The sequence below is a fragment of the Streptomyces sp. 8L genome, from assembly GCF_020176795.1.
Classification (GTDB): Bacteria; Actinomycetota; Actinomycetes; order Streptomycetales; family Streptomycetaceae; genus Streptomyces.
The window spans coordinates 12,600-35,140 of the sequence record NZ_JAIUKE010000030.1 but is presented as its reverse complement, the minus strand read 5'-3'; the positions used below and the strand labels follow the sequence as shown (position 1 = coordinate 35,140).

The window sequence follows — 22,541 nt, the reverse complement described above, 5'->3', positions numbered from 1 at the left end:
ACTCAGTGAGTCATCACTGTCCGAGGCAGAGGAGTGGGCACCATGGATCTTTCAGGCCAGCGCATCGTCATCGTCGGCGGCAGCTCGGGGATGGGCCTGGCCGCGGCCCGCGCCGCGGCGGCGGCCGGAGCGGCCGTCACGATCGCGTCGAGCGACGAGGGCCGGCTGAAGGCCGCCCTCGCGGAGTTGCCCGACAGGTGTGACGGCGTCGTCGTCAACACCCGCGAGGAGGCCGAGGTCGCCGCCCTGTTCGACCGCGTCGGCGAGCTCGATCACCTGGTGTACACGGCCGGGGACGCGGTGCGCCCGCAGCCGCTGGCGGACCTGCCGCTCGGCGGCGCCCGTGACCTGTTCGAGGTCCGCTTCTGGGGAGCGGTCGCCGCGGTCAAGCACGCGGCACGGCGGGTGCGGCCGGGCGGCTCGATCGTGCTGACGTCCGGGACGGTCGCGGTTCGCCCTGCGGCCGGGACGGCGCTCGCCGCGGGCGCCGCCGCCGCCCTTGAGGGCCTGACGCGAGGGCTGGCCGCCGAGCTCGCCCCGATCCGGGTCAACGCGGTCCGGCCGGGCGCGATCCGCACGCCGCTGTGGGACCCGGTTCCGGAGCCGCAGCGCGCGGCGCTGTTCACCGCCCTCGCCGGCAGGACGCTCACCAAGTCGATCGGGGAAGCGGACCAGATAGCCGCGGCGCACCTGTATCTGATGGAGAACCCGTTCGTCACCGGAACGGTGCTCACCGTCGATGGAGGCGCCGTCCTCGCCGGGAGCTAGCGCTGCCGCCCGTCGGCGCGTCGACGGCGGAGAGGGCGTCGACGGCGTCGAGCGGGTCGACGGCGTCGGCCGGGCGGTATCCGAGCCGGCCCCGGGTCAGGACGAGGACGAGGAGCGCCCCCGCCATCGACGCCAGGAGGAAGGCGTAGGTGGTGTCGTCATCGGTGAGCCGGGGAAACATGCCCGTCCAGGCGACGGAGAAGAAGTTGTTCACACTCGTGTGCATGAGCATCACGAGCGGCATGCTCTCGCCGGACCGGTTGAAGACCCAGGTCATCGCGAAGCTGAAGCAGAGCGTCGTGGCGAGGAACGCCCCCACCTTGGCGGGCTGTACGTGGGGGCCGCCGCCCCATTCGGTGAGGAACAGCGGCAGGTGCCAGGCGCCCCACAGCACACCGACCAGGAGGGTGGCGGGCAGCGGGCCGTACCGCTCCTGGGCGCGCGGCATGGCGAACTCCCGCCAGCCGGGCTCCTCGGCGAGCCCTGTGGTGATCAACTGAAGGACCAGGCCCGGCAGATAGGCCGTCAGGACCGCGAGGGTCGGCAGGGCGGGTGCGCGGTCGCCCAGGGCGGTCCCCGCGATGGTCAGCGCCGCTGGCACGGCGAGGAGCACGGCGACGTACCAGAGCGGGCTGAGCCGGAACCTGGTCATGCGCCGGCCCCAGGCCCGAAGTCCCCGGCGCCCCTCCGTGAGCCAGGTCAGCAGGAGCGCGGAGGCGATCGGGCCGAGATAGGCGCCGGGCAGCACACCGGTCAGCTGGCTTCCGCCGCGGCCTCCGGGAAACGTGAAGTGCCATACGCCGAGGCCGTTCTCCGACAGCACGTACGGGGTCCAGGCCGCCCAGCTCAGTGAGAAGGCGAGCAGGAAGAACCAGAGCAGCGGGCGGCGCCGGAGGCTGCCGCGCAGTCCGGAGCCGGAGGCTCCCCGCCCGGAGGAGGGCGAGCCGGGCCGGCCGGTGTGGACCGGGTCCGGTCGGGTCCGGTCGGTGGGAGGCCGGCCGGGCCACTGGTCCTGGCCGGCCCCGAGGGGCGCGGCCGGCTGGGGCGTACGGACCGCGGGGCCGCCTGCTGGGCTGCCTGCGGAGGCGTGGGCTTCGTCGGGGGACACGGGATCGCTCCTTCGGGAGGGCCGGTTGATGTGTGTTCAGCACACCACCGCCGCGCCGGCGGATCATTCCCGTACGTGCCTCGAAGCACGGTACAGCAGGCTCTACCCCTGCCTCTGCCTTACGCCCGTGCCTCTGCCTCTACCTCGCCCTCGGCCGGGCGCCCTCCAGATACCTGAGTACGGCGGTCACCCTCCGGTCCACGTGGTCGGTGGGGGAGAGGTCCAGCTTGGCGAAGATGCTGCGGATGTGTTTGTGGACGGCGCCCTCCGTGACCACGAGTTGTCTCGCGATCGCGCCGTTTCCGAGCCCCTCCGCCATGAGGCCGAGTACGTGCCGCTCTCGCGGGGTGAGCCGTTCCAGGCGTGCGTCGCGGTGGGACCTGGTGAAGAGCTGCGCGACGATCTCCGGATCGATCGCGGTGCCGCCCGCGGCCACCCGGTGCAGTGCGTCGAGGAACTCCTCGACCCGGCCCACCCGTTCCTTGAGCAGATAGCCCACCCGGCCCACGCCGTCGCCGAGCAGCTCGGTGGCGAAGCTCTGCTCCACGTAGGCGGACAGCACCAGGATCGCCAGTTCGGGCTGGCGGCGCCTCGCCTCGACGGCCGCCCGGATGCCCTCGTCGGTGTGCGTGGGCGGCATCCGTACGTCGAAGATGGCGACGTCCGGCCGGTGTTCGTCGATGGCGGCGAGCGCCGCCTCGGGGGTGCCGGCCGCGGCGACCACCTCGATCGACTCGGCCCGCAGGAGCAGGGCCAGGCCTTCGCGCAGCAGCGGGTCGTCCTCGGCGATCACGATCCGCGGTTCACTGGCCACAGGGAAGTACCACCTCAAGGGTTGTCGGGCCGCCGGCGGGGCTGGCCAGGCTGAGTGTTCCGTCGTGTGCCTCCACCCTGCGGCGGATGCCGGTGAGGCCGGAGCCGCCGCCCTCGTCGGCGCCGCCCCGGCCGTCGTCGGTGATGGTGAGGCGCAAGTGTGCGCCGTCGCCCCGTACACTCACGGCGGCCCGCTGCGCACCGCTGTGCTTCGCGATGTTCGTCAGGGCCTCCGCCACCACGAAGTAGGCGGTCGCCTCCGCGGAGACGGCGCACCGGGTGGGGACATCGACATCCGTACGGCAGGGCACCGCGCAGTCGGCGGCCAGCCCTGTCAGGGCTCCGGCGAGGCCCTGGGCCTCGAGTACCGGGGGAAGAATGCTGCGGGAGACGCCGCGCAGCTCGGCCAGGGCCTGTTCGGCGGCGGAGTGCGCGCGCTCCAGGAGGTCGACAACCTCGGCCGCGTGGTCCGGCTCGCGGGCCAGCCGGCGGCGGGCCGCGCCGAGCAGGACGGTGACGGAGATCAGCCGGTTCTGGCTGCCGTCGTGAAGTGCGCGCTCGATACGGCGCAGTTCGGCGGCGTGCGCGTCCAGGGCGGCGGCCCTGGACGCGGTCAGTTCGAGGATTCTGGCGGAGAGGTCGTCGGTGTCGGGATCGGCGGCGAGGAGGCGCAGGGCGGGCTTCGCCTGGAGCCGGGCGAGCACGGGGGTGGCTCCCAGGATCAGGGCGATCCAGCCGATCCCGAGCAGGGAGACGGCGATCGCGTCCAGCCAGGTGTGCGCGGTGCCGATGCCGATGGAGGCGGCGGTGGTGTCCTTCGGGGCGAACCGCCAGTACAGCGGAAAGGCCGTGTCGCGTACGGCGAGGATGGGAAGGGCGATGCCCGTCAGCGCCAACAGCAGCCCGGCGGAGGCGTGTTGGATCAGCCAGCGCATCTCGCGCCGGGTGGTGGGATGGACGAGCCCGGCGCGTGCGTGCCTGGGCGGCGGGTCCGGCGCGATGATGTCGTGGCCCCTGCGGGCCAGCCGTCGGCGTTCGCGCCGGGCCAGGGCGTGCAGCACGCCCAGCGCGGGGCGCACCGCGGGCAGGCCGATGCCGACGAGCGACAACACAGCCGTGAGCAGCAGCAGAACGAGCAGCACGAGCGCGGGAAGCGCGGTGCTCAGGGCGCCCGCCAGCTCACCGGTCGAGCTCCCGGCGGCTCTGAGCACCGCGGTGCTGGTCTCCTTCGCTCCGCGCAGGCGCGGTGTGCGGCGCACCGTCCCCGTCGTCATCCCTGCCTCCCTTCCCTCGACCGCTCCCCGGCCTCCACCCCCTGTTCCCTCCACCTCTCCGCTCCCTCCACCTCTTCGCTCCCTCCGCCCTTCCGCCCTTCCGCCCTTCCGCGATCGCTTCCGCTTCCTGTGCCGCAAGGGTTCCGGGCGGCCCGACGAGAACGTCCGCGAAACGGTACAGCCTGCTGTACCAACGGCCGGGCAGTCCCCGGTACCTGTGGTTGGCCAGTCCGCGGGATCGTCCGGTGCCAAGACCGGTCGATAGCGTCACGTGTGTCTTCGACCACCCGATCCGAGAGGACTACACCATGACCGACTACGTATCCCCGTCGTCGCCGCAGCCAAGCCGCCGCAGCGCCTACCGGTCCGTTCTGTGGATCATCGTAGGCGTCAGCACGGCCATCAACCTCGCGGCGTCCTTCGGCGGTTCGCACACCGGCACCCATCTGGGCTGCGGCATCGTGACAGCGCTCAGCGCCGGCCTCCTGGCCACGCACGCGCTGCGCGGGGTTCGTCCGCCGGACGGCATCAGGCCATCGTCGTCCGAATGGCCTGGTCGCTCGTGAGTGGGGACGGACGCGGCGCCCGGCCACATCCGACGCCGCCGGCGCGCGAGCCCTGTCAACGGGTGAAAGCGCGCCGGTAGGCAGTGGGGGTCGTGCCGAGGGCCCGCCGGAAGTGCAGACGCAGGTTCGCCGCCGTGCCGAGGCCGCATTCCCTGGCCACCTGGTCCACCGAGTGATCCGTCGTCTCCAGCAGTTCGCGCGCCTTGCCGAGGCGGGCGCCCAGCAGCCACTGGAGCGGTGTGGTGCCCGTCTCCGTGGCGAACCGGCGCATGAAGGTACGGGGTGAGACGCCACTGTGCCGGGCGAGCACCTGGAGCGTGAGCGGCTCGTCCAGGTGGCGCAGCGCCCAACTCCGGGTCCCGGAGAGGGACGTGTCCCCGGCCTCGGTGACCGGAGCCGGGATGTACTGGGCCTGCCCGCCGTCGCGGTGTGGCGCGGCCACCAGGCTGCGGGCGATCCGGTTGGCCACGTCCGCCCCCAGGTCGCGGCGCACGAGGTGCAGGCACAGATCGATGCCGCAGCACACACCGGCCGATGTGAGCACGTCCCCCTCGTCCACGTAGAGCACGTCGCGGTCGACCGTGACGGAGGGGAAGCTCCGTTCGAGCTCGTCGATGTGCAGCCAGTGGGTCGTGGCGTGCAGTCCGTCCAGGATGCCCGCCGCGGCCAGCGCGATGGCGCCCGTGCAGATCGACACCACGCGCCGGCCCCGCTCGCGCGCCTGGGCCAGCGCGTCGAGCACCTCCTGCGGCGGCCGCAGCAGCGGCTCGCTCCCCGGCTCGTACCCCGGCACGATCACGGTGTCGGCGGCGCGTAGGTGATCCAGTCCACCCTCCGTCACGAGGGAGAAGCCGGTCGAGGTCATCACCTTGGAGCCGAGCCCGCACACGGTCGTCTCGTAGGGGGTTTCGGGGCGGGTGTTGAAGATCTGCGACGGGATCGCCAGGTCGAGCGGAGTGACACCGTCCAACGCCAGGATCGCGACTCGGTGTGTCGTCATGGCAATATCCTATCGATAACTGTCAAGGTTGCCACTCACCTGGTCAGGGCGGTGCGTGCCAGCCTGGTGGGCATGACAGGACCGACTCGCAGCCTGGCGCCCGGGGCGGCCGCCGACCTGATCGCGCTGCCCGACACACCGCTCACCGGTGCCGTCGTACAACTGATCAAGCCGGTGGAATCGCCCTCGGTGTTCAACCACAGCATCCGCACCTACCTGTTCGCCCGGCTCGTGGCCGCGCGCCTCGAACTGGCCGAGGGGCGGGACTACGAAGACGACCTGCTGTTCGCGGCGTGCACGATGCACGACCTCGGCGTGGCGCCGGACGGCCCGCACACCCAGCGGTTCGAGGTCGAGGGCGCCGACCGGGCCGCCGCGTTCCTCGTCGCACACGGACGGTCCGAGGCGGACGCCGACGAGGTCTGGCAGGCCATCGCCCTGCACACCTCCTCGGGCATCGCGGAACGCCGCGGGACGCTGTGCGTGCTCGTACGCGAAGGCGTCGCGCTGGACTTCGGCGGCCCGATGGGCAACACCCACGCCGAGGCCCTCAGCGACGAGCAGGCCGACGTCGTCCACGCCGCCTACCCGCGGCTGGAGATGATCCGCTCGCTCACCGACGCGATCGTCGCGCAAGCCGCCAAGAACCCCAAGAACGGCCCGCGTTACGCGCTACCCGGTGAATTCCTGCGCGAACGCGAGGCCTACGGCCGGACCCGGATGGAGCACGTTTGCAGCTCCTCCCGGTGGGGCAACTGACCGGCCCCGCCCGGTCCTTCACCCGGCCGACGAAGCCGATTCGGAAGCCGGCAAGCAAGTCGGCACGTACGCCGGTACGCACGTCGGCACGTATGCCGGTACGCACGTCCATTCGCAGGCCGGCGCACAAGCCGACTCGCGCACAAGCCGATTCGCAAGCGGGCACGCAAGCCGACGCTGACGCCCATTCGCAAGTCCGCACACATGCCGGCGCTCGAACCCGGCACAGACACCAGAGACACAGACACCAGAGACAAGGACACACCGCCATGCCCATCCACCCCGTAGAAGTCCCCGACAACTCGCCGGTCTTCGGAGGCACCACCAGCGCCTTCGCGCGCTTCGGCCACGCCCCCGCGATCCGTTCGCACGGGCACCTGTTCATCTCGGGCCAGATCGGCCGCCGCCCCGACGGCGTCCCCGGCCAGAGCGCCGAGGAGCAGACCGAGCTCGCCATCCGGCGCCTTGAGGAGATCCTCCGGCTGGAGAACCTCGGCCTCGGCGACCTGGTCGACGTGACCAGCTACCACGTCGACATCCGCGAGAACATGGACGGCTTCCTCGCCGCCAAGCAGCGCCTCGTCAAGGCCCCCTACCCGGCCTGGACGATCATCGGCGTCAGCGGCCTCGCCAGTCCTGAACTGCTTGTCGAGATCCAGGCCACCGCCGCCTACCCCGACGGCGCGGCCCGATAGAGCGCCGCCCCGGGGCCCGGGGGGGCCCCGGGCCCCGGAGCAGTGCCGTGAGGTGTGTCATGAAGACCACGACGCCACCGAGTGACGTCCCCCCGACCGTCCGGCGTGCGGGCGGCCCCGCCGGCCTGGCGCTGTTCGCTTCGATCATCGTCTCGTTCCTCGCCGCGTCGAGCGCGCCGACGCCGGTCTACGCCCTCTACGCGGCCCGGTGGCACTTCTCCCCGATCACCACCACCGTCGTCTTCGGTGTGTACGCCGTCGTCGTCCTGGCCGCCCTGCTCGTGCTGGGCCGTGCGTCCGGCCACCTCGGCCGCCGGCCCGTGCTGCTGGCCGCGCTGGCCCTTCAGGCCATCGCCATGGTGGTGTTCAGCGAGGCCGGCGGCGTCGGGGCGCTGATCGCCGGGCGGGTGCTGCAAGGCATCGCCACCGGCGGCGCCCTGGGCGCGCTGGGCGCGGCGATGCTGGACATCGACCGCGAGCGCGGCACCCGTGCCAACGCCGTCGCCCCTGGGCTGGGGTCCGGCGTCGGCGCACTGCTGTCAGGTCTGGTCGTCCAGTACCTGCCGGCCCCCACCCACCTCGTCTACCTCGTGTTCATCGGTGTCTTCGCCCTTCAGGCCGCCGGGGTCGCCGTACTGCCCGACACCGGGGGCCGGGCGCCCGGGCTGCGCTTCTCCCTCGTGCCCGAACTCGCGGTGCCGCGACGCCTGCGCGGCCCGCTGCTCGCGGTGGCCCCGGTGTTGTTCGCGGTGTGGTCGCTCGGTGGTTTCTACGGCTCGCTCGCCCCGGCGCTGGCCCGCGAACTCTCGGGCTCGGACTCCGCCGTGATCGGAGGCCTCGGCCTGTTCGTCCTGACCGTGGTCTCCTCCGCCACCGTCGTCTCGCTCGGGCGAACGCCGCCCAGGACCCTGATGTTCCTCGGCATCACCCTGCTCGTGCTGGGCTCGCTCGGGACCCTCACGGCCGTCCAACTCTCCTCGTTCGGCGGGTTCTTCGCCGGTACGCTCGTGTCCGGGGTCGGCTTCGGAGCCGGGTTCCAGGGAGGGATGCGTACCGTCGTGCCCCTGGTCGCGGAGCACGAGCGCGCCGGTGTTCTCTCGGCGGTCTATGTGGTCTGCTACCTGGGCATGGGACTGCCCGCCGTCATCGCCGGAGTCCTCGTCGTGCACGGCGGCGGCCTCGCGGCCGCGACACGCGACTACGCGTGGTTCGTGGTGGCGCTCGCCGCCATGACGCTGATCGCCCTGCTGCGTCTGAAGGCACCGGCGCCGGCCGGCTGCCGGGACACACCGGGCTGAGGGGCCGGGGCCGGGCGGAGCCCGCGTGCTTCGTCCGGCCGGCCACGGCATGATCCTTGCGCATGTTGGCGTTTTCCTCGCTCGCGGATATGACGGTGCGACGCGAGGCTTGAGGGCGGGCGCCGGACCGGACATGACGAGATGAAACGAGGGGAAGCGAGACATGACGAGACGTGACGTGACGGGACCTCTCGACATGTCCGGCGTCATCGCCGGCACAGGCAGCGCAACCACCTTCTGAAGGGGCGGGAATGACGGGAAGTTCGATACCCGGGGATGAACTCGCATGGCTGGACGCGACGGCGCAGGCCGACCTGATCCGCCGCAAGGTGCTGTCCCCGACGGAACTCGTCGAGGCGGCGATCGGGCGCATCGAGCGGCTCGACCGCAGACTCAACGCCGTGGTCACGCCCCTGTTCGAGAAGGCTCTCGCCGCGGCGGGATCGGCCGGACTCCCGGACGGCCCCTTCCGCGGAGTGCCCATGCTGCTCAAGGACTTCCTCTGCCTCACCGCGGGCGATCCCGCCTACGGCGGAATGCGCGCGCTGCGGGACCGGGACTGGCGCGCCCCCGAGGACTCCGCCCTCGCGGCCCGGTTCCGCTCGGCCGGATTCGTGTTCTGCGGAAAGACGAACCTTCCCGAACTGGCCACCAGCATCACCACGGAACCGCTCGCGCACGGGGCGACCAGGAACCCCTGGGACCTCACCCGCTCACCCGGTGGGTCGAGCGGTGGATCGGCGGCCGCGGTGGCCGCGGGCATGGTCGCGGTGGCACACGGCAACGACATGGCGGGCTCGATCCGGATGCCCGCCAGCGCCTGCGGAATCGTCGGCCTCAAGCCCTCTCGGGCGCGTACCACCCTGGGCCCCGCGTACGGCGAGTACTGGGGTCCTGTGACGCACGAGCACGTGCTGACCAGGTCGGTCCGCGACACCGCGGCCGTGCTGGACGCGACGGCGGGGCCCGCCTCCGGCGACCCGTACACCGCGCCACCCGCCCTGCGGCCCTACCGCGAGGAGGTCGGCGCCGATCCCGGCGTCCTGCGGATCGGATTCCGTACGACCCCGCCGGGTGCGACGGAACCGGCCCACAAGGACTGCGTGGCGGCGGTCGAGCACGCGGCCCGCCTGCTCGAAACGCTCGGCCACCGCGTCGAGCCGACGAGCGCCCCCTGCCTGGACGACCCGGCCCTCTTCGAGGCGCTGGTACCGCTGTTCGCGGCGGTCCTGGCCTGGGAACTCGACCAGTGGTCAAAGCGCGTCGGCGAGCGCCTCGAACCGGCGGACCTCGAACCGATGAACGGGATGCTGGCCGAGATGGGCCGCTCGGTCACGGCCGCGCAGTGGCTCTCCGCCACCCAGGCGTGGCAGCGCTGGGCGCGCGGCGTGGCAGGACTGTGGGACGAGGAGGTCGACGTGCTGCTCACGCCGACACTGCCCACGCCGCCCGCGGCGCTGGGCGAACTCGCGCCCACGGCGCAGAGCCCCGAGGAACTGGTGGCCGCCGTGAGCGGGGGCATCGCCTTCACGGTGCCGTTCAACGTCACCGGCCAGCCCGCCATCTCCCTCCCGCTGTACCGCAGCGACGACGGGCTGCCGATCGGTGTGCAGCTCGTCGCCGCCTACGGACGGGAGGACGTACTGATCCGGCTGGCCTCCCAACTCGAACAGGCCGCTCCCTGGTCGGGACAGCACCCGCCGTCCTTCGACTGAACGCACCGTACGGTCGGGGCGCGTGGCACACGGCCGCCACGCGCCCCGGCCGCCGGGGCACGTGGCGTGGCCCGTCTCCGTCGGGGCGGCGGGCCGGGCCGTCTCCGTCGGCGCTCCACTGCTCCTTGAGTCCGTCCGACGGTCCGACGGTGCTTCGCGGGACGCGGCCCGGTAGCGGCTCCCTGCGCCGTCAGAACAGGGCGATGGGGTTGACCGGGCTCCCGGTCAGGCCGTGCACGCGGGGCGGGGCGACGACGAGCAGGAAGCTGTAGCGCCCCAACTCCGCGCACACGGAAGCGAGATCGTCGAGCTGTGAGCAGTCGATCAGGGGCATCGCCATCCGCCCGAGTGCGACGCCGTGCAGCGGGGACGGACCGGCCGGGTCGAGCGGAGGGAAGGCGTCGCCCCAGTCGCCGGTGTAGACGGAGACCTCGCGGTGGTGCATCCACCGCACCGCGTCGAGGCTGATGCCCGGTGTCGGTGTGCCGGCGGCCGGAAGCGTGTGCCAGCTGAAGCGGATCGCCAGGGCGTCGCCCGAGCGTACCTGGACCCCCTGTCGTTCCTCGGCCTGCTCCAGATCGCGCGATGTCACCGCGTACCCGGCCGGTACGGGCTCGTCTGCGGCCAGGTCGAGCAGGACTCCGCGCGTCACGATTCCGGCGGCGAAGGCCGCTGTCGAGGCGAACGTGACGCCTCCGGGCGTGATGACCTGGTCCCTGGGGCGGCCGGGGTAGACCTCGCCGTCGGTCGACCAGTGCGCCAGCGCGTCGATGTGGGTCGACTTCGCATGGTGGTTCTGTATCAGCGTCAGATCGGCGGCCGTACTGACTCCGGTGTACGACATCATCTGCTGCACGGGCGACACGTCCACCGTCGCGGGTGCGAGGGGGCCGCTGATGATCGGGGTCGGTACGACCGGCTGGGCCAGCGAGACCCACCGGCCGGTCCGCACCTCCGCCGCGGCCTGCGCCCGCACCGCCTCGGTGATCAGGTTCAGCGTGCCCAGTTCGTCGTCGGGACCCCACCGGCCCCAGTTGTCGGGCAGTTCGGGTTGGGCTGGAGTACTCACGTGCGCCGCTTTCTCTCGCTTGTCCGGTGTCCGGTGTCCGGTGTCCGGCTGATCGAGGCGCAGAAGGTGTCGGAGCGGGTGCTGTCGGCCTCGGACAGAGGGGGCGCGACGCCGCGTCGTCCCGTTGCGCCAGGCTGCCCCGGCCCGCCCTCTCTTCTGCCACTGGCTTCCTTTCCGCATACGGGGTCGGCCCGCGCCTCGCTCCGTCCCACCCTGCACACGAGAGGCAGAAGTGCCAACTCGCGGGAGGACGCCGCCTCGTCGGCGTCGGGCCTGGAGGACACCACGGGCGGCGGCCCCTCCCCGTATGGCCCCTCCTCGTACGGTCCGACCCCGTACGGTCCGACTCCGTACGGTCCGAACTTGTATGGTCCGACCTCGTACGGTCTGCCCCAGCACGGCCTGACCCAGCACGGTCTGACCTCCTCACACGACCCACGATGATGTCCTCACACGACCCAGGAGCTGTACGGCGCCTGTCGGTTGGGCCGCCTCGCGCGTCCTGCCCTGGTGGCCGCTTCGGAGAGCCGGCGGACCGCGTTGGCCAGTGTGGCGGGAGGGAGGACGAAGGGCAGCCTGAGGTACCGGTCGTGGGTTCCCGTGACGGTGAACCGGGGCCCCGGGGTGACGCGTACGCCGTGCTGGGGTGCAAGCCTGGCGAGGTCGGTGCTGGAGATCCCACCGAGGTCCACCCACACCGAGAGGCCGCCCCGTGGTCGCTGGTGGGGCCAGCCGGCCGCATCGAGCGCTTCGAGCAATGCGCTGCGGCGGGCGGCGACCATCCTGCGGCGCGCGGGCAGGAGCCGGTCGGCACGGTCGAGCAGGTACCGGGCGGCGAGCTGGTCGACCACCGGGGGACCGAGGTCGACGCCGGTGCGGACGGCCGAGATCCGGCTGATGAGTCCGACCGGCCCGCAGAGCCAGCCCACCCGCAGGCCGGGCCAGAAGGTCTTGCTCGTCGACCCCAGGGTGACCACGGTCCGGTCGGTCAGCGCCGCTGTCGGTGTGCCGGTGACGGCCTCGTGGGGGAAGTCCACCAGGGTCTCGTCGCAGACCGCGAGCACCGAGCGCGGGAGTGCGGCGAGCACCGCGCCGCGCTCGGCGTCCGACGCCCACCGCCCGGTGGGGTTGTGGCCGTCGAAGGTCAGGTGCGCCAGTGCGGCGCGGTTGCCGCTGAGCTGTGCGACGTCCCAGCCGTCCTCGTCGACCGGCAGCGGCAGCGGACGCAGCCGGTGGGCGAGCACCGCGTCGATGACCGAGGGGTACGTCGGCTGCTCGACGAGGACGTGCGCGCCGGGCGACGCCACGGCACCCAGCAGCAGGTTCCAGCCGTGCAGCGCGCCCGAGGTGATCAGCACCTGCTCACCCGTGGTGGGCAGGCCCCGCCGGGTGTAGCGGTCGGCGACCACCGCGCGCAGCTCGTCCAGCCCGGCGGGGTGCACCCCCGAGCCGGTCAGATGGGGGGACAGCCGGGCGGCGGCGTGCCGCATGGCCTCGTCCACGGCGGCCCCGGCCGGCAGCACGGCCGCGGTCAGGTCGATGGCGTCCCCCTGTCGCGCCGCGCCGTCCTCGTCCGCGGACGGCCGGTGGGACGGCAGCACGATCCGGGTGCCGTCGCCCGGCCTGCTGCGCAGCAGGCCCTCACCGCGCAGCACGTCGAACGCGCTGGTCACGGTGGCCCGGGACAGCCCCAGCGCCTCGGCCAGCGCACGCTCGGACGGCAGCCGGACCTCCGGCAGGAGCCGTCCGTCCAGGACGAGAGCGCGCAGACCCTCGGCCAGACCGTGCGTCACCGGCCTTCCGGCCAGATACGGGGTGAGCCAGCCGACGAGTCGATCGGGCAGTGCCATCAGACCATTCTCCCTTGAATGGCCTGACGAGCAACAGGCCATTCCGTCCAGCATGGCTGCACGAGATCCCCGACCCGAGGAGGGACGCGCCGATGCGCCTGCCGGACTTCATGCTGGAGGACTGGATCGACCGGTACCGGTCGCACTGCCGGTACAACATCGCAAGCTCCGACGTCGAGGGACTCGCTCTCGACCAACTCCTGTCCCTGCGCGACGAGGAGACCCGGGCACTGTGGGACTCGCTCACACTGGGTTACTCACACTCCCTCGGGCATCCGCTGCTGCGGGCCGAGGTCGCCCGGCTCCACCCCGGCGCCGGGGCGGAGAGCGTCCACGTCTTCGCGGGGACGACCGAGGCGGTGCTCGCCGCGGTCGGCGCGGCACTGGACCCAGGTGACCACGCCGTGGTCGTCGGCCCGGCCTACCAGCTCCTGACCGGCCTTCCGGCGGTAGTGGGCGCCGAGGCGGACCAGGTCGACCTCAGGAGCGAGGACGGGTGGGCGCTGGACGTGGACCGGGTGCGGTCCGCCTGCCGCCCCACCACCCGGCTGCTCATCCTCAACGCGCCCAACAATCCGACCGGCGCCCTGCCGTCATCCGAGCAGGTACGCGCACTCGCCGCCCTCGCCGAGTCGCTGGGCGCGCGCCTGCTGGTCGACGAGGTCTACCGAGGGCTCGAAGAACCCGGGACCACCCCGCCGTCCGGAGTCGAGCTCGGTCCGCACGCCGTCACGGTCAGCGGACTCTCGAAGGCGTACGGGCTCGCCGGGCTCCGGATCGGCTGGGTCGTCAGCACCGATGCCGGATACCGGCGGCGGCTGCGCGAGTTCCGCTCCTGGACCACCCTGAACAACAGCGCGCCCAGCGAGATCCTGGCCCTCGTCGCCCTGCGGGCCCGCGCCACGCTCCTCGGCCGGGCGCGGAGCATCGTCACGGCCAACCGCGCCCTGCTTGAGGACTTCCTCACGCAGCACACCGACTGGTTCGACTGGGTGCCCACCCGGGCGGGCACCACCGCCTACCCTCGGCTCCTGCGGGACGACGCCCACCGGGCAGCCGAGGCCCTGGCCACCCGCCACGGCATCTTCACCGTCCCGTCGTCGGTCATACCGAGCACCGGGGAACACCTCCGCATCGGCCTGGGCAGGACCGACCTGCCCGAGGGACTCGACGCACTGGCCGCCGCGCTGGCGACCTCGCGGCCCGGAGAGCTGTCCGCGAACGCGGCGGTGTAACCCGGGCACGCTCACGGCCTCCCCGGCAACCGGGGACCGCTCCACCCGCGCCGCCTCCCCGACCTCTCCTCCCACGGCGTGGAGCACAGGGGCCGGACGGACGCGCGCCCCGACCTGAGGCGTCGGCCCCGCGAATCGCAGCTTGAGCACGCGTGGAAGGATGGACGGTCCCGTGTCCGCCAGTTGGGCGGGTGTTCACTTCCAAAAACTGCCCCTTGCCCCGACGGGCACGGGACCTTTCCCCAGACGGCACGGGACCGACACGGGCAACGAGTTCACCTTGGAGAAAGTGGTACAGATGGCAAGGATCGCTCTCTTCGGCGCCACCGGGATGATCGGCAGCCGCATCCTCGGCGAGGCCCTCGACCGTGGCCATGATGTCCTGGCCGTGGTCCGCGATCCCTCCCGCCTCACCACGTCCCACCCGTCCCTGAGAGTGGTCGCAGGAGACGTCCTCGAACCCTCGTCGGTCCTCGCCGCCGCGGACGGCCGGGACGTCGTGGTCAGTGCGGTCGGCGGTGGACACGGCGACGCGGCGGGCCACCTCGCGACGGCCGAACCCGCCACGAGGGCACTGGTGGCGGGGCTGCGCGCACTCGGACCCGGCGCCGCCGCCCCGCGCCTGCTCTCTGTCGGCGGGGCCGGCCCGCTGCGGACCTCCGACGGCAAGCCGCTGTGGGACAGCGAGGGGCTGCCGGAGACCCTGCGGCAGATCATGCACGCGCACGGCGACGCGCTCGCTTACCTTCGAACCGTCAGCGATGTCCGCTGGACGGTCATCAGCCCCTCCGCACTCGTCGGCCCCGGTTCCCGGACCGCCACGTACCGCAGCGCCCTGGACGACCTCATCGTGGGCGAGGACGGCAAGAGCCGCATCTCCACCGAGGACTTCGCAGTCGCGGCCGTCGACGAGATCGAGCAGCCACGCCACCCGGGCACCCGATTCACGGTGGGCTACTGACACCTGCAGCGCATGGCGTCACGCCGTATCGTGCGGTATCGCATCGCATTGCGACGGAGACGACGGCGGAGTCGGCTCCCCGAGACCCACCGGGAACCGCGGAATGGAAGAAGGGCGGGGGTTTACCCCCCCCGGGGGCCCCCCCCCCGGCCCCCGGGGGGGTGGGGGGGGGCCCCCCCCCCGCCGCCGGGGGGGGCCCCCCGGGGCCCCTTCGCGATGTCCGAAAGCCCGCGTGCCGTCCCGCGGCGGGCGACGGGGCCTAGAGGGCCACGCCGAGCAGCGCGTCCACGGTGCGCGTGACCAGGCCGGGCGCGCCCTCGTCCGAGCCGCCCTCGCTCTCCTGCACCGCCGCCCAGCGGTCCACCGCCGCGAGCGCGGCCGGCGCGTCCAGGTCGTCCGCGAGCGCCGCGCGGACCTCCTCGACCAGCGCGTCCGCGGAAGCGCCCTCCGGCCGGGAGACGGCGGCGCGCCAGCGCGCCAGCCGTGCCTCCGCGTCGGACAGGACCTGGTCCGTCCACATCCAGTCGGAGCGGTAGTGGTGGGCGTGCAGCGCCAGCCTGATCGCGGCCGGGTCGACGCCCCGCTCGCGCAGCGCGGAGACGAAGACGAGGTTGCCCTTGGACTTCGACATCTTCTCGCCGTCGAGGCCGACCATGCCGGCGTGCACGTACGACTTCGCGAAGGGGAACTCCCCGGTCAGGGCCTGCGCGTGCGAGGCGCCCATCTCGTGGTGCGGGAAGGCCAGGTCGCTGCCGCCGCCCTGCACGTCGAAGGCCATGCCGAGGTGGTCGAGCGCGATGGCGACGCACTCGATGTGCCAGCCTGGCCGCCCGGCGCCGAGGCTGCCGCCGTCCCAGCTCGGCTCGCCGGGGCGGGCCGCCATCCACAGCATCGGGTCGAGGGGGTTCTTCTTGCCCGGCCGCTCCGGGTCGCCGCCGCGCTCGGCGGACAGCAGCCGCATCGCCGCCGCGTCCAGGCGGGACACCTCGCCGAAGTGCGGGTCCGCGGCGACGGAGAAGTAGGTGTCGCCCTCCAGCTCGTAGGCGGCTCCGGTCTCCCGCAGCCGCTCCACCAGCGGGACGATGCCGGGTATGGCCTCGACCGCGCCGATGTAGTGCCTCGGCGGCAGCATCCGCAGCGCCGTCATGTCCTCGCGGAACAGGGTGGTCTCACGTTCGGCGAGCGCCGTCCAGTCCTCGCCGTCGCGCTCGGCGCGCTCCAGCAGCGGGTCGTCCACGTCCGTCACGTTCTGCACGTAGTGGACCTGCCGACCCGTGTCCAGCCACACCCGCTGCACCAGGTCGAACGCGTTGTACGTCGCCGCGTGCCCCATGTGGGTCGCGTCGTACGGCGTGATACCGCAGACATATATGCGGGCGACGGGCCCCGGGGTGAGGGTGACCCTGTCGTCCGTCGAGGTGTCGTGAATCCGGATGTCGCGGCCCGTGCCGGGCAGGGCGGGGACATCGGAAGCTGGCCAGGCATGCATGTCATGAGCGTAACCGGACGTGGTATCCGGATACGACCCGGAGGGCGGGCCCGATCGGTCAGACCGGTGGCCAGGGGATCGCGGGCCACTGCCCGGACGGCTCGGGATGGCGCCCGGTGTGGCGCAGTTCACGTACGCGCGCCCGCAGCGCCTCGGTCTCCGCGGGCGTGATCAGCTCCGCCAGCCGGGTGGCGAGCGGCGCCCCCTCGGCGAGTTCCTCCGCGAGCCGGGCGAGGACGGTGAGCGCCTCCTCGGGCAGCGGCTGCCCCGCCCATCCCCACAGCAGGGTGCGGAGCTTGTCGTCGGCGTTGAACGTGACGCCGTGGTCGATGGCGTAGAGGCGGCCTTCCGGCGAGGTCAGCAGATGGCCGCCCTTGCGGTCACCGTTGTTGATCACCGCGTCCAGTACGGCGAGCCGGCGCAGCCGCTCGTCGTCGGCGTGCACCAGCAGCGCCGTCTCCCCCTCGCCGACCTCCGCGAGGCCGATCGCCTTCCAGCCGTCGACGGTCTCCTCGCCGGCCACCAGCGCGAGCAGCGGGGTGAGCCGGGTGACGAGGCCGTCGGCGCCGGGGTCGCCTTCCGGCGAGTCGCTTTCCTGCGCGTCACGTCCCTGCGCGTCGCCTTCCGGCACGTCGCCTTCGTGGGCGTCTGCGCCACCGGCGTCTTCGCCACTGCCCTCGTCGGCATCGTCGTCGCCACCGTCGTCGAGGTCGTCGCCACCGTCGTCGAGCGGTTCCGCGTCGATCCAGAGCTGGATCATGCCCGTCCCGTAGGGGCCCTCACGGAGGACGGTCGGCGGCACCAGCCCCCAGCCGGTCGCCTCGGACACCTCGTACGCCGCGACCTCGCGCTGTGCGAGCGTGCCGTCGGGGAAGTCCCAGAGCGGGCGCTCCCCCGCGACCGGCTTGTAGACGCAGGCCGCCTCGGCTCCCCGGAAGGCGATGGTGCAGTACAGCACCCCGTTCGACGCCTCACGTATCCGGCCGCGTACGGTCAGCTCGCCCTCGCGGAGCAGATCCGTGACCGACACCTGAGCCTCGGTCTCCCCGACGGCACCGCTCATCACGCCCTCCCCCTCACCGCTCACGCGCCCCGCCGGTATCCGTTCTGGCGGGGGCACACATGCCCCTCGGGGTCGAGCGGCAGGCTGCACAGCGGGCAGGGCGGCCGGCCCGCGTTCACGACGTGCAGGGCACGCTTGGCGAACGCCCTGGCCTGCGATCCGCTCAGCCGGACGCGGAGCATCGGCGGGCCGTTCTCCTCGTCCTGGAGCAGCCGCTCCTCGGCCTCGGCCAGGGCCTCGTCGGTCTCGGCGTCAAGCTCCACGAGCGCCTGCGCCTCGATGATCATGCGCTGCTCGTCGCCGTCCCAGGCCAGCGCCATGGTGCCGACCCGGAACTCCTCCTCGATCGGCACGTCGAGCGGCGCGGAGTCGGAGACGTCGGAGGGCGCCACCGCGGGCACGGGAGCGTTTCCGCCGCTGCGCCGCACGACCTCGTCGAGCAGTTCGTCGATCCGCTCGGCGAGCGCGGCGACCTGGGTCTTCTCCAGGGCAACGCTGGTCACGCGCCCCGCGGCGGACGCCTGGAGGAAGAACGTACGACGTCCAGGCAGCCCGACCGTGCCGGCCACGAAGCGGTCCGGCGGATCGTAGAGGAACACCTGACGGGACACGCCCTGTCTCCCTTGGGAAGTGATGGAATCGGCACCGGCGCGGCGCTCAGGAGGCCGCCGTCGGCGACCCGTGACGCGTGCACGGCGCGTCCACCCTACTGCGCCCGGCGATCACGGCGCGCCCGCGCCGCCCCCCCCCGCCCCGGGGCCCCCGCCCCCCGCCCCGCGGGGCACGAGAGCACCGAGATCCCCGGTGTCGCCGAGCTTCAGGAGGTAGGGGCGCAGCCGGGTGTACGCGACGGCGGTGACCGAGCAGGGGTCGACGTTCAGCCGCTGGAAGAGGTCGAGGTGCATGCCGAGCGCGTCGGCGACGATCGCCTTGATGATGTCGCCGTGCGAGCACATCAGGAAGACGGCCTTCTCGCCGTGCTCCTTCTCGACGCGCTCGTTCCACTCCCGTACGCAGGCGACGGCGCGCGCCTGCATGGCGGCCATCGACTCCCCGCCGGGGAAGGCGGCGGCGGCGGGGTGCTGCTGCACGACCTGCATCAGGGGTTCGTCGTTCAGCTCGGCCAGCTTGCGGCCCGTCCACTCCCCGTAGTCGCACTCGCCGATCCGGTCGTCCGTGATGAGTTCGGTGCCGGGACGGGCGTCGAGCAGCGGCTGGAGGGTCTCGCGGCAGCGCTGGAGGGGGCTGGCGACGACGGCGGCGAACGGGATGCCGTCGAGGCGGGCGGGCAGTGCCGCGGCCTGGGCGGCGCCCCGCTCGTCGAGCGCCACCGAGGGGGTCCAGCCCGCCAGCAGTCCCGAGGTGTTGGCGGTGGAGCGTCCATGACGTACGAGGATCAGCGTGGCCATGACGGCTAGCGTAACCATGCCGGCCGGGCCGCCCGCCGCCGCTGTGGTGTGCGCGGTCCGCGAGCGGGGAGAATGCCCGGCGTGATCGTGGACTGTGCCATTTACCGCAACGGCGACCGTACGGAGGGCCCCGAGGATTTCTCGGACGCCCTGGACCAGGCGCGCGCCTCCGGGGACGCGTTCTTGTGGATCGGGTTGCACGAACCGACGGAGGAGGAGTTCTCGCGCGTCACGAGCGAGTTCGGGCTGCACCCGCTGGCCGTGGAGGACGCGCTGACCGCGCACCAGCGGCCGAAGCTGGAGGTCTACGACGACTCGCTGTTCGTGGTGCTCAAGCCCGCGACGTACGACGCGGACAGCGACACCGTGACCACCGGTGAGCTGATGGTCTTCATAGGTGACTCGTTCGTCGTGACCGTGCGGCACGGCGAGGGCGCCCCGCTCTCGGCCGTGCGCCACCGGCTGGAGAACGAGCCCAAGGTGATGCGGCACGGGCCGACGGCGGTGCTCTACGCGGTCAGCGACGCCGTGGTGGACCACTACATCGACGTGGCGGCCGAGCTCCAGATCGACCTGGAGGGGGTGGAGGCGGAGGTCTTCGCACCGGCGTCGGACGGCCGAGCGGCGGAGCGCTCGGCGAACGCGCAGACCACGGCGGCCCGCATCTACAACTTCAAGCGGCAGGTACTGGAGTTCCGGCGCGCGACAGGACCGCTCGTGGCCCCGATGCAGAAGCTGACGGGGACGGGTGTGCCGTTCGTGAACGAGCAGGCCCGGCCGTTCTTCCGGGACGTCAATGACCACCTGACGCACGCGAACGAGATGGTGGAGAGCCTCGACCGGCTCCTGACGGACGTCCTGTCCGCCCACCTGGCCCAGATGGGCGTGCGCCAGAACGACGACATGCGGAAGATCTCCGCGTGGGCGGCCATGGCGGCGGTGCCGACGATGGTGGCCGGCATCTACGGCATGAACTTCGAGCACATGCCGGAGCTGCACTGGATCTGGGCGTACCCGGCGGTGATCGCGCTGATGCTGGTGGTCGTGGCGGGGCTGCACCGGCAGTTCAAGCGGCGCGGCTGGCTCTGACGCGGGCGCCCGGCCGTTCCGGCCGTCGCCTCCCCGTTTCGGCCGTCATCCCTGCGGCCGGCACCGGCGGACACCGGCCGCCGCCCGCCGGTGCCGGAAGTACGCGCGCGGACGGCGGCTTCGCCGCGTGGAACGTCAGACCACCGGGGCGGGTGCGGGGGCCGGAGCCTCGACCGGGCCGCCGAGCGCGTCGCGGCGCTCGGGCTGGGTGAGACGGGTCATCCGGCGCCATCCGCCGAGCCGCTCGTACGCGTACATCGCGTTGATGCCCGCGGCGAGCGCGGCGGCCTTCGGCGCGGGCCAGCCGAGGATGCGGCCCATGTGGTCCATGACGGCCAGGCTGACCTGTCGGTAGATCGACATCTCGACCCGGGCGCACGAGACGAGCGAGTCGAGGATGAACCGGCCGTGGCCCTGCGCGGCGAGCCGCAGCAGCTCCTCGTGGCAGTAGGCGAGGTGGTTGTCCTCGTCGTTGCTGATCATCTTGACGGCCTTGCCCACCTCGGGGTTCTCCGAGAAGTGCGTCTTCAGCATGTCCATCTGGTCGCTGGCGCGCTGCTCCGTGACCCTGCTGTGGGCCAGGTACACGATGATGTCCCGCTCCGTGAGGGGCTCGTCGCGCCGGAGCTTCTCGTGCGCGAGACCGATGCCGCGCTGTTCGAGCAGCACGGTGTAGTCGGTCTCCAGCGGCACCTCGACCGGGTCGAGCCCGCGCTTCTTGAGGAGGGCGTTGAAGATCCGGCCGTGCTTGTCCTCGTCGGCGCCGTGCCGGGTGATCTTGGGGGCGAGGTCGCGCATGCTGTCGGGCACCAGCGCGGCGATCCTGCTGTTCTCCCAGCCGCCCTGGGCCTCGCCCGACGCGGCGATGGAGCAGAACAGCTGGAACGCCCGGTCGTCGTCGACCATTTCCTGGAACAGACTGTGGGCCGAGAGCATCTCTGATACCTCCATCTGAACAGACATCCGCAGAAAACGAGTCAAAGCGGATGGAGCCGCGGAGGCAACAGGTGGGGCCGGGGACTGCGCCGAAAGAAGGACGGCGCCCACGCGTAACCGCACGCGGCCCCGGACGTTGTCCTGGGTGAGGCGGGCGTGGCGGGGAGACCCCCGAGCCCCCACCACGGCCGCGTATCCGTCCTCGCGCGGCCCGTCTCGCGGGGTCCGCCTCGCGAGGCCCGCCAAGGCAGGCACGGGCCCGCCTCCGGCAAGAGGGCTACGGGCCGCTACTCGGCGAGGCCGGCCCGTTCCAGGGCGTCCACGCCGACGCGCAGCGCCTCCACCCGCTGCTCCAGCGTGAGGCCCGCGGGAGCCAGCGTCAGGGTGGTGACACCCACCGCCGCGTACGCCTGCATGCGATCGGCGATACGGGCCGTCGAGCCGAGCAGCGTGGTCGAGTCGATCAGGTCGTGCGGCACGGCGGCCGCCGCGCCCGGCTTGTCGCCCGACAGGTACTTGTCCTGGATCTCCGCCGCCTCCTTCTCGTACCCCATGCGTCCGGCCAGGCGGTTGTAGAAGTTCTGCTTCCTGCTGCCCATGCCGCCCACGTACAGCGCCGTGTAGGGGCGGAACTGGTCGGCGAGCGCGGGCACGTCGTCGCCGGTCGCCAGCGGCACCGTCGGACAGACGTCGAAGCCGTCCATCGTCAGCCCGGCCTTCTCCCGGCCCGCGCGCAGGTGCGTCAGCGCCGTCTCCTCCAGGTGCTCGGCCGCCGGGAAGATCAGCAGCGCACCGTCCGCGATCTCGCCCGTCTGCTCCAGGTTCTTCGGCCCGATCGCCGCGATGTACAGCGGGATGTGCTCGCGCTGCGGGTGCACGGTCAGCTTGAGCGGCTTGCCGGGTCCTTCCGGCAGCGGCAGCGTCCAGTGCTCGCCCTCGTACGACAGCCGTTCGCGCGACATCGCGGCGCGCACGATCTCCACGTACTCCCGCGTCCTGGCGAGCGGCTTGTCGAACCTCACGCCGTACCAGCCCTCGGAGACCTGCGGCCCCGAGACGCCGAGGCCGAGGCGGAACCGGCCGCCGGAGAGCGAGTCGAGCGTCGCGGCCGTCATGGCGGTCATGGCGGGCTGGCGGGCCGGGATCTGCATGATCGCCGAGCCGACGTCGATGCTCTCCGTGCGGGACGCGACCCACGCCAGCACGGTCGGGGCGTCGGAGCCGTACGCCTCGGCCGCCCAGCACACGTCGTAGCCGAGCCGGTCCGCCTCCTGTGCGACGGCGAGATTGTCGCCGTCCATCCCCGCACCCCAGTACCCGAGGTTGATGCCGAGCCGCATTCCCGCACCCGCTCCCTACTCGTCCTACTCACCGGTAATGTCCTGCCCCAGGGACTGTAGCGCGCGCCGTGCGGGGCCGTCAGCGCCCGTCGGCACCCATCACG

The 22,541-nt window shown here is 72.5% G+C and carries 21 protein-coding genes; 9 read left to right on the top strand and 12 right to left on the bottom strand.

The features are described 5' to 3' along the window. The first annotated feature begins 42 nt into the window (after positions 1-42). A complete protein-coding gene (locus tag LCE31_RS04050; protein ID WP_225012558.1) occupies positions 43-768 on the top strand; it encodes an SDR family oxidoreductase in 726 nt (241 codons plus the stop codon). Here the strand turns inward: LCE31_RS04050 and LCE31_RS04045 are convergent. The 3 genes from LCE31_RS04045 to LCE31_RS04035 form a co-directional block, all read right to left on the bottom strand. Continuing rightward, on the bottom strand, positions 731-1,876 hold the full coding sequence (locus LCE31_RS04045) for a CPBP family intramembrane glutamic endopeptidase (RefSeq protein ID WP_225012557.1): 1,146 nt from the start codon (positions 1,874-1,876) through the stop codon (positions 731-733). The genes LCE31_RS04050 and LCE31_RS04045 overlap by 38 nt on opposite strands. A gap of 139 nt (positions 1,877-2,015) precedes the next feature. Beyond that, complete coding sequence (locus LCE31_RS04040; RefSeq protein ID WP_225012556.1) at positions 2,016-2,690, bottom strand: response regulator; 675 nt, start codon at positions 2,688-2,690, stop codon at positions 2,016-2,018. Beyond that, positions 2,680-3,963 (bottom strand): sensor histidine kinase, encoded by a 1,284-nt coding sequence (locus tag LCE31_RS04035; protein ID WP_225012555.1) that lies wholly within the window; start codon positions 3,961-3,963, stop codon positions 2,680-2,682. Before LCE31_RS04035 ends, LCE31_RS04040 begins: the two co-directional genes overlap by 11 nt. Before the next feature lie 308 nt (positions 3,964-4,271). Between LCE31_RS04035 and LCE31_RS04030 the strand changes: the two genes are divergently transcribed. Then, positions 4,272-4,529: a hypothetical protein gene (locus LCE31_RS04030; RefSeq protein ID WP_225012554.1), complete on the top strand. Its 258-nt coding sequence runs from the start codon at positions 4,272-4,274 to the stop codon at positions 4,527-4,529. 55 nt (positions 4,530-4,584) lie between these two features. On the opposite strand, the gene LCE31_RS04025 is transcribed toward LCE31_RS04030, so the two are convergent. Next, on the bottom strand, positions 4,585-5,529 hold the full coding sequence (locus tag LCE31_RS04025) for a GlxA family transcriptional regulator (protein WP_225012553.1): 945 nt from the start codon (positions 5,527-5,529) through the stop codon (positions 4,585-4,587). Between the two features lie 72 nt (positions 5,530-5,601). Between LCE31_RS04025 and LCE31_RS04020 the strand changes: the two genes are divergently transcribed. From LCE31_RS04020 to LCE31_RS04005, 4 genes are all read left to right on the top strand, one after another. Continuing rightward, on the top strand, positions 5,602-6,288 hold the full coding sequence (locus LCE31_RS04020) for an HD domain-containing protein (RefSeq protein ID WP_225012552.1): 687 nt from the start codon (positions 5,602-5,604) through the stop codon (positions 6,286-6,288). 269 nt (positions 6,289-6,557) lie between these two features. Continuing rightward, complete coding sequence (locus LCE31_RS04015; protein WP_225012551.1) at positions 6,558-6,983, top strand: RidA family protein; 426 nt, start codon at positions 6,558-6,560, stop codon at positions 6,981-6,983. Positions 6,984-7,042: 59 nt separating this feature from the next. Beyond that, entirely contained in the window at positions 7,043-8,281 is a 1,239-nt protein-coding gene (locus tag LCE31_RS04010; RefSeq protein WP_225012550.1) for an MFS transporter, read from the top strand. A 251-nt stretch (positions 8,282-8,532) separates the two neighbouring features. After that, positions 8,533-9,996 carry an amidase gene (locus tag LCE31_RS04005; protein WP_225012549.1) on the top strand — a complete coding sequence of 488 codons (1,464 nt, stop codon included), beginning with the start codon at positions 8,533-8,535 and terminating at the stop codon, positions 9,994-9,996. Positions 9,997-10,186: 190 nt separating this feature from the next. Here the strand turns inward: LCE31_RS04005 and LCE31_RS04000 are convergent, their stop codons facing one another. Together LCE31_RS04000 and yczR are read right to left on the bottom strand one after the other, a co-directional pair. Then, positions 10,187-11,065, bottom strand: coding sequence for a cyclase family protein (locus tag LCE31_RS04000; RefSeq protein ID WP_225012548.1), 879 nt, complete (start codon positions 11,063-11,065; stop codon positions 10,187-10,189). Between the two features lie 449 nt (positions 11,066-11,514). Next, a complete protein-coding gene (gene yczR, locus LCE31_RS03995) occupies positions 11,515-12,915 on the bottom strand; it encodes a MocR-like transcription factor YczR (protein WP_225012547.1) in 1,401 nt (466 codons plus the stop codon). A 14-nt stretch (positions 12,916-12,929) separates the two neighbouring features. On the opposite strand from yczR, the gene LCE31_RS03990 reads away from it, so the two are divergent. Both LCE31_RS03990 and LCE31_RS03985 read left to right on the top strand, forming a co-directional pair. Beyond that, positions 12,930-14,150, top strand: coding sequence for an aminotransferase class I/II-fold pyridoxal phosphate-dependent enzyme (locus LCE31_RS03990; RefSeq protein ID WP_225012546.1), 1,221 nt, complete (start codon positions 12,930-12,932; stop codon positions 14,148-14,150). A gap of 298 nt (positions 14,151-14,448) precedes the next feature. Continuing rightward, entirely contained in the window at positions 14,449-15,111 is a 663-nt protein-coding gene (locus tag LCE31_RS03985; protein ID WP_225012545.1) for an NAD(P)-dependent oxidoreductase, read from the top strand. Positions 15,112-15,370: 259 nt separating this feature from the next. Here LCE31_RS03985 and mshC read toward each other — a convergent pair whose 3' ends face one another. The 4 genes from mshC to LCE31_RS03965 form a co-directional block, all read right to left on the bottom strand. Further along, positions 15,371-16,600: a cysteine--1-D-myo-inosityl 2-amino-2-deoxy-alpha-D-glucopyranoside ligase gene (gene mshC / locus LCE31_RS03980; protein ID WP_225012544.1), complete on the bottom strand. Its 1,230-nt coding sequence runs from the start codon at positions 16,598-16,600 to the stop codon at positions 15,371-15,373. 58 nt (positions 16,601-16,658) lie between these two features. Beyond that, the gene (locus LCE31_RS03975; protein WP_225012543.1) at positions 16,659-17,663 is read right to left on the bottom strand and encodes an SCO1664 family protein; all 1,005 of its coding nucleotides are present in this window, start codon (positions 17,661-17,663) and stop codon (positions 16,659-16,661) included. 20 nt (positions 17,664-17,683) lie between these two features. After that, positions 17,684-18,274 (bottom strand): DUF3090 domain-containing protein, encoded by a 591-nt coding sequence (locus LCE31_RS03970; protein ID WP_225012542.1) that lies wholly within the window; start codon positions 18,272-18,274, stop codon positions 17,684-17,686. 111 nt (positions 18,275-18,385) lie between these two features. After that, a complete protein-coding gene (locus LCE31_RS03965) occupies positions 18,386-19,072 on the bottom strand; it encodes a histidine phosphatase family protein (protein WP_225012541.1) in 687 nt (228 codons plus the stop codon). Positions 19,073-19,144: 72 nt separating this feature from the next. Between LCE31_RS03965 and corA the strand changes: the two genes are divergently transcribed. Then, complete coding sequence (gene corA, locus LCE31_RS03960; RefSeq protein ID WP_225012540.1) at positions 19,145-20,161, top strand: magnesium/cobalt transporter CorA; 1,017 nt, start codon at positions 19,145-19,147, stop codon at positions 20,159-20,161. Between the two features lie 135 nt (positions 20,162-20,296). On the opposite strand, the gene LCE31_RS03955 is transcribed toward corA, so the two are convergent. Both LCE31_RS03955 and LCE31_RS03950 read right to left on the bottom strand, forming a co-directional pair. After that, positions 20,297-21,097 (bottom strand): ferritin-like domain-containing protein, encoded by an 801-nt coding sequence (locus LCE31_RS03955; protein ID WP_225012572.1) that lies wholly within the window; start codon positions 21,095-21,097, stop codon positions 20,297-20,299. A 287-nt stretch (positions 21,098-21,384) separates the two neighbouring features. Next, the gene (locus tag LCE31_RS03950; protein WP_225012539.1) at positions 21,385-22,437 is read right to left on the bottom strand and encodes an LLM class F420-dependent oxidoreductase; all 1,053 of its coding nucleotides are present in this window, start codon (positions 22,435-22,437) and stop codon (positions 21,385-21,387) included. Positions 22,438-22,541: the final 104 nt, after the last annotated feature.

Excerpts from the sequence above, each read along its gene's own strand:
- LCE31_RS03975 (WP_225012543.1), bottom strand. The coding sequence starts at position 17,663 with ATGAGCGGTGCCGTCGGGGAGACCGAGGCTCAGGTGTCGGTCACGGAT.
- LCE31_RS04050 (WP_225012558.1), top strand. The coding sequence starts at position 43 with ATGGATCTTTCAGGCCAGCGCATCGTCATCGTCGGCGGCAGCTCGGGG.
- LCE31_RS04025 (WP_225012553.1), bottom strand. The coding sequence starts at position 5,529 with ATGACGACACACCGAGTCGCGATCCTGGCGTTGGACGGTGTCACTCCG.
- corA (WP_225012540.1), top strand. The coding sequence starts at position 19,145 with ATGCCCGGCGTGATCGTGGACTGTGCCATTTACCGCAACGGCGACCGT.
- LCE31_RS04015 (WP_225012551.1), top strand. The coding sequence starts at position 6,558 with ATGCCCATCCACCCCGTAGAAGTCCCCGACAACTCGCCGGTCTTCGGA.
- LCE31_RS04020 (WP_225012552.1), top strand. The coding sequence starts at position 5,602 with ATGACAGGACCGACTCGCAGCCTGGCGCCCGGGGCGGCCGCCGACCTG.
- LCE31_RS04005 (WP_225012549.1), top strand. The coding sequence starts at position 8,533 with ATGACGGGAAGTTCGATACCCGGGGATGAACTCGCATGGCTGGACGCG.
- LCE31_RS03965 (WP_225012541.1), bottom strand. The coding sequence starts at position 19,072 with ATGGCCACGCTGATCCTCGTACGTCATGGACGCTCCACCGCCAACACC.
- LCE31_RS03955 (WP_225012572.1), bottom strand. The coding sequence starts at position 21,097 with ATGCTCTCGGCCCACAGTCTGTTCCAGGAAATGGTCGACGACGACCGG.
- LCE31_RS03950 (WP_225012539.1), bottom strand. The coding sequence starts at position 22,437 with ATGCGGCTCGGCATCAACCTCGGGTACTGGGGTGCGGGGATGGACGGC.
- LCE31_RS03985 (WP_225012545.1), top strand. The coding sequence starts at position 14,449 with ATGGCAAGGATCGCTCTCTTCGGCGCCACCGGGATGATCGGCAGCCGC.
- mshC (WP_225012544.1), bottom strand. The coding sequence starts at position 16,600 with ATGCATGCCTGGCCAGCTTCCGATGTCCCCGCCCTGCCCGGCACGGGC.
- LCE31_RS04010 (WP_225012550.1), top strand. The coding sequence starts at position 7,043 with ATGAAGACCACGACGCCACCGAGTGACGTCCCCCCGACCGTCCGGCGT.
- LCE31_RS04030 (WP_225012554.1), top strand. The coding sequence starts at position 4,272 with ATGACCGACTACGTATCCCCGTCGTCGCCGCAGCCAAGCCGCCGCAGC.
- LCE31_RS04035 (WP_225012555.1), bottom strand. The coding sequence starts at position 3,963 with ATGACGACGGGGACGGTGCGCCGCACACCGCGCCTGCGCGGAGCGAAG.
- yczR (WP_225012547.1), bottom strand. The coding sequence starts at position 12,915 with ATGGCACTGCCCGATCGACTCGTCGGCTGGCTCACCCCGTATCTGGCC.